At 47.7% G+C, this 10075-nt stretch carries 8 protein-coding genes; 4 read left to right on the top strand and 4 right to left on the bottom strand.

Translation table 11 applies throughout. From position 1 onward, the window contains the following. Nucleotides 1-240: 240 nt before the first annotated feature. Both gpmA and ACO5GU_RS05375 read left to right on the top strand, forming a co-directional pair. Entirely contained in the window at nt 241-1002 is a 762-nt protein-coding gene (gene gpmA, locus ACO5GU_RS05380) for a 2,3-diphosphoglycerate-dependent phosphoglycerate mutase (protein ID WP_035433192.1), read from the top strand. Nucleotides 1003-1160: 158 nt separating this feature from the next. Then, nucleotides 1161-2585, top strand: a complete 1425-nt coding sequence (locus ACO5GU_RS05375; protein WP_484930367.1) for a DHA2 family efflux MFS transporter permease subunit — start codon at nt 1161-1163, stop codon at nt 2583-2585. Between the two features lie 96 nt (nt 2586-2681). Here ACO5GU_RS05375 and crcB read toward each other — a convergent pair whose 3' ends face one another. From crcB to aspS, 4 genes are read right to left on the bottom strand one after another with little or no spacing between them, the layout of a single operon-like run. Beyond that, nucleotides 2682-3053, bottom strand: a complete 372-nt coding sequence (gene crcB / locus ACO5GU_RS05370) for a fluoride efflux transporter CrcB (RefSeq protein WP_313994412.1) — start codon at nt 3051-3053, stop codon at nt 2682-2684. 11 nt (nt 3054-3064) lie between these two features. Then, nucleotides 3065-4885, bottom strand: a complete 1821-nt coding sequence (locus tag ACO5GU_RS05365) for an ABC transporter ATP-binding protein (protein ID WP_484930366.1) — start codon at nt 4883-4885, stop codon at nt 3065-3067. After that, nucleotides 4878-6680 carry an ABC transporter ATP-binding protein gene (locus tag ACO5GU_RS05360; protein ID WP_484930365.1) on the bottom strand — a complete coding sequence of 601 codons (1803 nt, stop codon included), beginning with the start codon at nt 6678-6680 and terminating at the stop codon, nt 4878-4880. Before ACO5GU_RS05360 ends, ACO5GU_RS05365 begins: the two co-directional genes overlap by 8 nt. Before the next feature lie 45 nt (nt 6681-6725). After that, on the bottom strand, nt 6726-8552 hold the full coding sequence (gene aspS, locus ACO5GU_RS05355) for an aspartate--tRNA ligase (protein ID WP_484930364.1): 1827 nt from the start codon (nt 8550-8552) through the stop codon (nt 6726-6728). Between the two features lie 246 nt (nt 8553-8798). Between aspS and ACO5GU_RS05350 the strand changes: the two genes are divergently transcribed. Together ACO5GU_RS05350 and ACO5GU_RS05345 are read left to right on the top strand one after the other, a co-directional pair. Then, nucleotides 8799-9449: an HAD family hydrolase gene (locus ACO5GU_RS05350; protein ID WP_484930363.1), complete on the top strand. Its 651-nt coding sequence runs from the start codon at nt 8799-8801 to the stop codon at nt 9447-9449. 162 nt (nt 9450-9611) lie between these two features. Further along, nucleotides 9612-9920, top strand: a complete 309-nt coding sequence (locus ACO5GU_RS05345; protein ID WP_035435265.1) for a hypothetical protein — start codon at nt 9612-9614, stop codon at nt 9918-9920. Nucleotides 9921-10075 lie beyond the last annotated feature (155 nt).

Raw genomic sequence — 10075 nt, 5'->3', positions numbered from 1 at the left:
TCCGACTTAGGTGTGTTTTGAACTGCCTCCTATTTCTCGTGTCCAAGAAATGGGAGGCAGTTCAAAGTTGGCACACGCGATATGCAAAATCTTTTAGACATTGATTCGCACGTATTTTTCGGTGTGCGGTAGAATATTATTCGCAAGCGTTTTGTCTTGCACCTGTATGTAAAGTATTGCCAAAAACTTGGTGTTTACCACGTATGGTGCACAAAGTTTGACGCGTAGAAAGGAAGCCTAATGGCTGAAGATCAGTACATGCACCTTGTTATTGTTCGCCACGGTGAGTCTGAGTGGAACAAGCTCAACCTGTTCACTGGTTGGACTGACGTTGACCTTACCGAGACTGGTCACGAGGAGGCAGCAGCTGGTGGTCGTGCTCTTAAAGAGGCTGGCTATGACTTTGATGTTTGCTACACTTCTCTGCTCAAGCGTGCTATTCACACTCTGAATCATGTTCTTGATGAGCTTGACCGTAACTGGCTTCCTGTTCATAAGACCTGGCGTCTGAACGAGCGCCACTATGGTGCACTTCAGGGCCTCAACAAGGCTGATGCAGCTGCCGAGCACGGCGAGGAGCAGGTAAAGATTTGGCGTCGTTCCTTTGATGTTCAGCCACCAGCTCTTGAGCCAGGCGACGAGCGCGATCCTCACGTTCAGGAAATGTTCCGCGATGTTCCAGCAGAGGATCTTCCTTACACTGAGTGCCTGAAGGACACCATTGCACGCGCATGGCCTTACTTTGAGCAGGAGATCAAGCCACAGCTTGAGGCAGGTAAGCGTGTTCTTATTGCTGCACACGGCAACAGCCTTCGCGCTCTTGTTATGCAGTTTGAGCACCTCACTCCAGAAGAGATTCTTGAGGTTAATATCCCAACTGGCATTCCTTGCGCATACACCTTTGACAAGGACTGGAACATTGTAGACAAGCACTATATTGGCGATCCAGCCGTCATAGAGGCAAAGATTAACGCTGTTGCTAACCAGGGCAAAGCTAAATAAGCTGTTTGCCAACACGCTATATTGTTAAGCAGAACGGGGTGGTTTAATACCACCCCGTTCTTTTTTGCCTACTTATAGAACCATGATGAATACGCCCGCAGTAATAAAACCCACATTGAATAGTGTTACGATGTACCGCCGAGAAAAGAAGGGATTAAATGTTTAAAAGAGAGCTCAACGCAAAACTTGTTCTTTCTGTAATTGCAACAGGAATTATGTCCTTCTCGGGAGTTGTCGTAGAAACTGCCATGAACGTGACGTTTCCAACGTTAATGGAGGAATTCTCCATTGGCACCTCAACAGTGCAATGGATGACTACTTCGTACCTTTTGATTCTTGCCATAATCATGCCTATGTCGTCGTATTTAAACAGACGATTCAAGACAAAAAGTATCTTTACCGTAGCCATGATCTTCTACATCAGTGGCATTCTCTGCGGATTTGCTGCTCCAACGTTTATGTTATTGCTGCTCGGCCGTATTTTAGAAGGTATTGGCACCGGTCTAGCGCTACCACTAATGTTCAACATCATCACCGAACAGGCCCCACTTAAAAACATGGGTGTCATGATGGGCATTGGTATGCTAGTTACCGCCGTTGCACCTGCAGTAGGACCTTCGGCTGGTGGTTGGATCGCAGAGCATCTTGGCTGGCGAATGATCTTTGCCGGTCTTCTCCCCTTCTTGATTGTGGCATTTGTACTGGGAATTAGTTCAATCCAACAGAGCCATGAAACTGAGGTTATCTCTTTTGATGTCTTTGGCTGGCTGCTGCTTACCGTAAGTTTTATTGCGCTCATCTTTGTCATTGACGAATCCAGCGCGTTTGGTCTTCTTAGCATTCCTGTTTTGCTTGCAATGGTGATTTTTGTGGGCTCGCTTGCGCTTTTTGTGCGTCACGAGAACTCCTTTAAATACCAGGAGCAATCGGATAAATCTCCAAAAATTCCTATCATTAATCTTGAGGTATTTAGCGAGAAGGGCTTTGTGCTCTCGCTCTTTGCTATTGTTGCTCTGCAATTTATTATTCTTGGTCAGTCATATCTTCTGCCTAACTTCTCCCAGCTAGTACTGGGTGCAGGTGCTACCGCAGCAGGAGCTCAGATGCTTCCAGGATGTGCTATTGGCGCAATTATGGCACCAATTTCTGGTCAGATTTTAGACAAGCTAGGAGCTAAAAAGCCTATTGTTACAGGCATTCTTTGCTGCCTTACCAGCATGCTCCTTTTGCTGCTCTTTGTTCACGTGCTTACCGTAGAAATGATCACGTATATTTTTGCCATCTTCGCCATTGGTCAGGCGCTTCAGATGGGAAACAACTTTACGGTAGCTTTGGGACACTTACCGGAAGACCGCAAAGCAGATGGAAATGCTGTTATTAACACAATGCAGCAGCTCTTTGGCGCTATGGGCACCAGCGTTATTTCTGGCGTTGTAGCGACTTCTCAGCTTGAAGCTACAGACTTAGCTACAAGCACTCTTGCAGGAGCTCAGAATGCACTCTTTGTACTTGTATGCGTAGCTTGTATTCCTCTTGTTACCATGGGAATCGTGCTCTTTGTACTGCCAAAGATGACAAAATAAAAAACGCGGCAACTACAATCGAAGGAAGCAAATTAAAAAGCTAGGTATCCAAAAGAAGGATATCTAGCTTTTAATTTAGACAATCGAATAATCAAGCTACGACACAACAGCTGATAATTTCAATCCAATAAACACGGCAACCAGGCACGTTATAACATTGATCGCAATATTCACACCTGCGGCAGTCCAATTACCTGCTTGAATAAAGGTCAACGTTTCATTTGAGAAGGTCGAGAAGGTCGAAAGTCCTCCGCAAAGACCCACGGCTAAGAATAGCTTTACCTGTGGCTGAAGTGGACTTGCAAGATCAAGCCCTGTTACAAAACCAATAATCAAACCTGCAACTACATTTGCAGCAAACGTACCAACTGGCAGGTTAGGAATCCACTGCTTAAAGAGGACCCCCAACTGCCAGCGACCTAAACTACCAAGTGCTCCACCAAGGGCAACAGCTAAAGCTTCAATCACAATAAACGCCCCTACTCTAGCTCTCGCGAGCCCGTATACAGCTGATAATACTCTCCATGCTTTGCAATAAGCTCATCGTGAGTACCGCGCTCAATAATGCGGCCATGCTCCAGAACCATGATGGCATCAGAGTTACGAACTGTAGACAACCTGTGAGCAATCACAAAGACAGTACGGCCCGCCATTAGGGCATCCATGCCCTTCTCGATAAGTGCCTCAGTACGCGTATCAATACTGGAAGTTGCCTCGTCCAAGATAAGCACGGGAGGATCGGCAATAGCAGCACGCGCAATTGCCAGAAGCTGCCTCTGACCTTGGGAAAGGTTAGCGCCATCTGAGGTAAGTACGGTGTTGTAGCCACGGGGCATACGGCGGATAAACTTATCTGCGTTTGCGATTTTTGCTGCAGCAATAACCTCGTCATCAGTAGCATTCAACTTACCAAAGCGAATATTGTCCGCAATGGTACCCGTGAACAGATGTGTGTCCTGCAAAACAATGCCCAGGGAGGACCTTAGTGCAGACTTCTTGATGTCATTGATTGGAATGCCGTCGTAGGTGATGGTTCCGCTACGAACATCGTAGAAGCGGTTAATGAGGTTGGTAATAGTTGTTTTACCAGCGCCGGTTGAGCCAACAAATGCAATCTTTTGACCAGGCTTTGCAAACAGGGTGAGGTTTGCAAGGACCGTCTGATCATCGTCGTATCCAAAAGTCACGTCATCAAAGCGAACGTCTCCAGCAAGAGGGGTTTTCTCGCCAGACGGTGTGACCCAAGCCCAGGACTCTTCTCCTAACTCGTAACCACTAACGCGAACCAGGTCAACCTTGCCCTCATCAACCTCGGGAGTCATCTCCATAACCGCAAAGATGCGCTCGGCACCGGCAAGAGCGGTAAGCAGGAAGTTGGAGAGCTGTGTGAACTGGTTGAACGGCATGGCTGCCTGGCGAACAAAGACCAGGTAGGATGCAAGACTTGCAACATCCGCGTGTCCGTTTACCGCAAGCAGTGCGCCAACCACGGTAACCACAGCGTAATTGATATACGTCAACGAAACCGTGATAGGAACCATGGTTGCTGCGTAACCCTGAGCACTTGTTCCAGAGTGCCGTAACTCCTCATTAACCTTTTGAAAATCAGTAAAGTTGGCATCCTCGTGGTTAAAAACTTTAACCACTTTAAGGCCAGAGATAGTTTCTTCTGCAAAACCGTTAAGAACACCAAGGCTCTTTTGCTGCACCGAATAATGCTTGGCAGAGCGCTTACTTGCATAGCGTGCATAAATCACAATCAAAACGTCAAAGAGAATAGTGATGAGCGTCAGCTGCCAGTTAAGGACAATGAGCAACACAAGCGTACCAACCATCTGAATAAACGCCAAAACAAGATTGGCAAAACTGTTATTAAGAGCTTCTGAGATGGTATCCACGTCGTTGGTAAAGAAACTCATGATATCGCCGCGGGTACGGCGGTCAAAGAACCTCAGCGGCAGCGATTCAATGTGCTCAAAGAGGTCTCGTCTGATGTCAAAAACAATCCTCTGAGCAGCACGAACCATAATTTGCGTGTAACCAACACTGGTAAGAGCGCCAATTGCATACACAACCGCAGTAAATACAATGAGGTTGGTAAATGCGTTTACGTCTCCCCTGCCCACTGCAGCAACAACAGGCTTAATCATATAGGTACCAAGGAGCGCTGCTAAACCGCTGATAGAAACAAGAAGTGCCACCAACATAAGACGCTTTTTGGCATGACCCAAATACGAGACAAACACTCTAATGGTATGTCCGATGTTTTGAGGACGTGCTCCTCCTGCGCGATTAGCCATGTGACACCTCCTTGCCAGCAGCGTCAATGTCCGATTGACTACCGCCAATCTGCGACTCATACAGCTCTCTATAGATAGGGCTCTTGGCGAGAAGTTCTGTGTGAGTGCCAGTCATATGAACCCTACCGTTATCAAGAACGACAATCTGATCTGAGTCCATAACGGAGTTCACGCGCTGGGCAATGATGATCTTTGTCATGTCAGCAAGCTCAGCAAGACCAGCACGAATCTTTGCATCGGTTGCTGTATCAACCGCACTGGTAGAGTCATCAAAAATGATAATTTTTGGCTTCTTCAAAAGCGCACGCGCAATGCAAAGGCGCTGCTTCTGGCCACCAGAAACATTGACGCCACCCTGACCAAGGTCTCCGTCCAAGCCGCCAATCCTGTCAAGAAACTCATCAACGCATGCAATAGAACACGCGTGAAGCAGTTCCTCATCAGTAGCGTTGGGATCTCCCCAGAGCAGGTTGTCGCGGACGGTGCCGCTGAACAGCACATTTTTCTGAAGGACAACAGACACCGCATCACGAAGTGAAACAAGATTGTAGGAGCGGACGTCATTCTCGCCAACAAACACGGTGCCTTCAGTAGCATCGTACAAGCGTGCAATCAGCTGGATAAGGGTAGTTTTTCCGGAGCCGGTGCCACCGAGAATGCCAACGGTAGAGCCTGGCGCAAACGAGAGATTAATATCTTCAAGAACGTCCTCTTCAGCGCTCTGGCTGTACTTGAAAGATACATTTTCAAAGCGTACTGCACCGTTCTTAACGTCAGTCAAACCGTGCTCTGGAGACTCAATAGCAGGCTCCTCGGAAAGAATCTCTCCGATTCGACGCACGCTAGTAATGGCGCGAGCAGTAAGCAAGAACACGCCAGAAATCATCATAAGAGAGTTCATGATAAGCAGTACGTAACTCATGAAGCCCGTGAGCTCACCAACGCCCAACCTACCAGCCATAATCATCTGGCCACCAAACCAAAGAATAGCCACGTTAGTGACGTACATTGATGCTTGGAAAATGGGCAGGTTTAAGACGGAAGTGCCAAAGGTCTTTGTAGCAGTCTGCGCGTACTGCGTATTGACTTTTTCAAAGCGATCAGAGACATATCCTTCTCGGACATACGCCTTAATAGCGCGCACGGCTGCAAAGTCTTCCTGCAGCGCCTCGTTAAGCTTATCCATTGCACTTTGCATAACGCGGTACAAAGGACCAACGCGCTTCACAATAAAGAAGAGTGCAATAGCCAAGAAAGGCAGCACGGCAAAATACACTACCGCCAGCTCTGGGCTCATAATAAATGCCATAACTAAGCCCATGACCAGCATAATTGGTCCACGCATAAACGGACGTGTGCCCATTGCAAAAGCATTCTGAATAATGGTAACGTCTGACGTCAGTCGCGTGACCAGAGAGGATGAATCGTACTTATCAAGATTTGCAAAAGCAAACTCTTCCATACGGCGATACTCATCTTGCCTGAGTTGAGCGCCCAGTCCCATGGCTGCTTTTGCTGAGTAGCGTGCATAGCCAATACCAGCAAACATGGCGAGAAGAGCAAAGACAACCATAACGGTACCGTTTACAAAAACAGTTTGAAGATTGCCTTGCAAAATACCCTGGTCAACAATTTGAGCCATGAGTACAGGAATCACTAATTCGAGTAGGGACTCTGCAAACACGCAGAGTCCCGACATAACAAAGTCCTTTTTATACGCGCCAAAATGGTCCAAGATTACCTTTAACTCAGCGCGAGCAGATGGAGCTTTTTCTTTTACAGAAGCGTCATTCATTACTAAAACACCACGTACCTTACTGTCTTGCGTTGCTTGGTTTGCTTATGCCTCTTTTGGAAGCGTTTGAAGCGAAACCTCTTTAAGCTGCTCATTAGAAACAGGCGAAGGAGCGCTCGACATCAAATCAGAGCCAGAAGTAGTCTTTGGGAATGCCATGACATCACGGATGGAATCGGCACCTGCAAGCAACATGCATACGCGGTCAAGACCAAGTGCAAAGCCGCCCATTGGAGGCGCACCAAACGTCAGAGCCTCCATCAAGAAGCCAAACTGAGCCTTTGCGCGCTCTTCAGTAAAGCCGAGTTTCTCCAGAATCTTAAGCTGCAGCTCAGCGTTATGGATACGCATTCCGCCGCCGCCAGCCTCAAAGCCGTCCATAACAAAGTCGTAGGTATACGAGCCCATAGCCAGAGGATTAGTATCCAGAAGGCCAAGCTCATCCTCACGAGGAAGGGTGAAGGGCTGGTGCTCAGAGGCATAAGACTGAGTCTCCTCATCCCAGTGGAACAGTGGGAAGTTAACAACCCAGAGGAAATCATGACCTTCTCGTGGTACATCCAAGACCTTTGCCATATGCAGGCGCATACCACCAAGAATCTCATCTGTCTCCAGACGGCCGCCCACAGCAAAGAGAATCAAGTCCCCTGCCTCAGCAGATATCTCTGCTCGCAGTGCCTCGAGCTCTTCTGACGAGAAGAACTTGGTAATAGGGCCTCCCACGGAGCCGTCCTCTTTGAAGGCGACCCATGCAAGTCCCTTGGCACCAAAGCCGGCAGCTACCTCGGCAAGCTTATCTACCTGAGAGCGCGGCCAGGTGCCTGCACCCTTAACGTTGATTGCCTTAACGTACTGGCCATCAGTTGTTGCGGCAGAGCTAAAGAGCTTAAAGCTGGACTGCTTGAAGACCTCAGAGACATCGTGGAGCTCCATACCAATGCGGGTATCAGGCTTATCGGAGCCGTAGGTATCCATTGCGTCCCAGTACTGAATCTTGCGCAGTGGAGCTGGGAACTCAATACCCATCTTTGCAAATGCATCACCCAGAATATCCTCAAGCTCAGCCATGACATCTTCCTCGCGGACAAATGCCATCTCCATATCAACCTGTGTAAACTCAGGCTGACGATCTGCACGAAGGTCCTCATCGCGGAAGCACTTAGTAATCTGATAGTAGCGCTCAATACCGCCAATCATCAGCAGCTGCTTCAGCAGCTGTGGAGACTGTGGCAGTGCGTAGAAGTTTCCGCCCTGCATTCTGGATGGAACCAGGAAGTCACGAGCGCCCTCAGGAGTAGATTTGAACAGTGCCGGAGTCTCTACCTCGGTAAAATCACGCTTATGGAATGCCTCACGAAGCGCAAATGCAAAATCAGAACGCATACGAAGATTCTGAGCCATCTGAGGACGACGCAGGTCAACATAGCGGTACCTCAAGCGAAGGTCCTCGTTAACGTCAATGTGGTTCTCAATCTGGAATGGTGGAACAGCGCTGGTGTTAAGAACCTCAATCTTTGAAGCAAGCACCTCTACCTCACCGGTAGCAAGAGCCTCATTGGTCTGACCTTCAGAGCGATGCTGAACCGTACCGGAAATCAGAACAGGCCACTCAGGACGAATAGTCTCTGCAGTTGCAAATGTTTCTGCATCAACATCTGGGTCAAACAGAATCTGGGTCAAACCCTCGCGGTCACGGAGGTCAACAAAGATTAGGCCACCAAAGTCACGACGACGCCAAACCCAACCAGTGAGCGTAACGGTCTGACCGATATGCTCTGCACGAAGCTCTCCGCAGGTATGCGTATGCATGCTGTGCAAATCAGCAGCTGCGTGAGCGGAATAATTCTGGGGGTTTTCTGAGGAACAATCCATTTTTATCCTTTCGTCTTTGCTTCCCTGTGCCAAATCGGAAAGCGCCTTCAAGACGGCAAAAACGTGTAGACGGCACGTCCTTGCTCATAGATTAAACATTGTACTCTCCAACGTTTAGTCGAATCCTCTCAATCTAAACTTAGTGGAGATTCACGAGGAATAAATAACTTACCGTCACACTTTTACGCTAGACTGAAATTGATACACATGAGCCCTCTCATAGGGCGAGAAGAACTTGGAGCTTTCATGGCCTATAAAGCCGCTGTATTTGATCTCGACGGAACACTTCTGAACACTATTGTTGATCTTGCTTGGGCAACCAATTACGCCCTTGAGCAGTTCAACATGCCCACCTATACCGTTGATGAAGTACGTCAGATGGTTGGAAATGGCGTTGCAAAGCTTATCCGTGACGCCGTGCCAGAGGGTACCGATGATGCAACATACCAGCGCGTGCTCGCATGCTTTAAGGAGCACTACGCTGACCATAGTTTGGATAACACTGCGCCCTACCCTGGTATCCTTGATGCGGTAGATACGCTCAGAGCAGCGGGTGTTAAGTGCGCTGTTGTTTCCAACAAGCCAGACTTTGCTATTGCCGATTTAATGACTAATTTCTTCCCAGGTAGATTTGACTTTGCTCTGGGTCAGCGAGATGACCTTAAAAGAAAGCCTGATGCCGAGCCTGTCCATTACGCCCTTGCTCAAATTGGCGTTGATCCTCAAGACGCTGTCTATATTGGAGACTCCGAGGTTGATGTTGCAACAGCACACAACAGTGGCATGCCTTGCATTAGCGTTACCTGGGGATTTAGAGATAAAGAAACGCTTCTAGCTGCAGGTGCTACCACGCTTTGCGATACCGCAGAAGCAATGGTGCAAGAAATTCTCAAATAGTAGCACTAATAATTACAACCATTCATCATTGCCGTTGAGCGAGAAAAAACGTCCGCTTGCCTATGCCTCTCAATTCATCTGAATAAGCGTATTCGGAGGGCGGTATAGTCAATAAAAGTGCGTCCATAATTTGCGCGCAAGCGACGTGGAAAGGATTGCATCATGGGCAAGAAAAGTTCTGAGGTTCTCCAGATTTCTTACGAAGACCTGGTAGAGTACCTGCACAGTAATCACTCTGTGTACATGCAAGTCGGACACCAGGTTTATTACCTCACTGATGTCAACTTTGAGGCATGGAGAGCTCAAGACACCAGCATCAGAAACTCAAAGAATCACTTTGTAGATTGTTCTGAATTAGTTCCTACGGTAGACGAATTTCTCGCGCTTCCTTTTATTAATGGAAAAACCATTAAAGACGTTTTTGCACATGCAACGTTCTATGCATCCATGAAAAACGAAAAATCTGAGTAATTCAAAGTAATCAGCATTTTGTTGACTACCTCTCAGCTAAAACTTAAAGGACCTGTTAACGCAGGTCCTTTTTTACCAGGTAAATTATCTTAATAATCTGCATCTCATATAAAAACGCCGATGCAGTGCACCGGCGTTTTACGTTTAATTTGAGA

The organism is Lancefieldella sp. (assembly GCF_057237245.1).
The sequence above is the reverse complement of the archived record's forward strand: the minus strand, read 5'-3'. Positions and strand labels throughout refer to the sequence as shown.

Excerpts from the sequence above, each read along its gene's own strand:
- ACO5GU_RS05375 (WP_484930367.1), top strand. The coding sequence starts at position 1,161 with ATGTTTAAAAGAGAGCTCAACGCAAAACTTGTTCTTTCTGTAATTGCA.
- ACO5GU_RS05360 (WP_484930365.1), bottom strand. The coding sequence starts at position 6,680 with ATGAATGACGCTTCTGTAAAAGAAAAAGCTCCATCTGCTCGCGCTGAG.
- ACO5GU_RS05365 (WP_484930366.1), bottom strand. The coding sequence starts at position 4,885 with ATGGCTAATCGCGCAGGAGGAGCACGTCCTCAAAACATCGGACATACC.
- ACO5GU_RS05345 (WP_035435265.1), top strand. The coding sequence starts at position 9,612 with ATGGGCAAGAAAAGTTCTGAGGTTCTCCAGATTTCTTACGAAGACCTG.
- ACO5GU_RS05350 (WP_484930363.1), top strand. The coding sequence starts at position 8,799 with ATGGCCTATAAAGCCGCTGTATTTGATCTCGACGGAACACTTCTGAAC.
- gpmA (WP_035433192.1), top strand. The coding sequence starts at position 241 with ATGGCTGAAGATCAGTACATGCACCTTGTTATTGTTCGCCACGGTGAG.
- aspS (WP_484930364.1), bottom strand. The coding sequence starts at position 8,552 with ATGGATTGTTCCTCAGAAAACCCCCAGAATTATTCCGCTCACGCAGCT.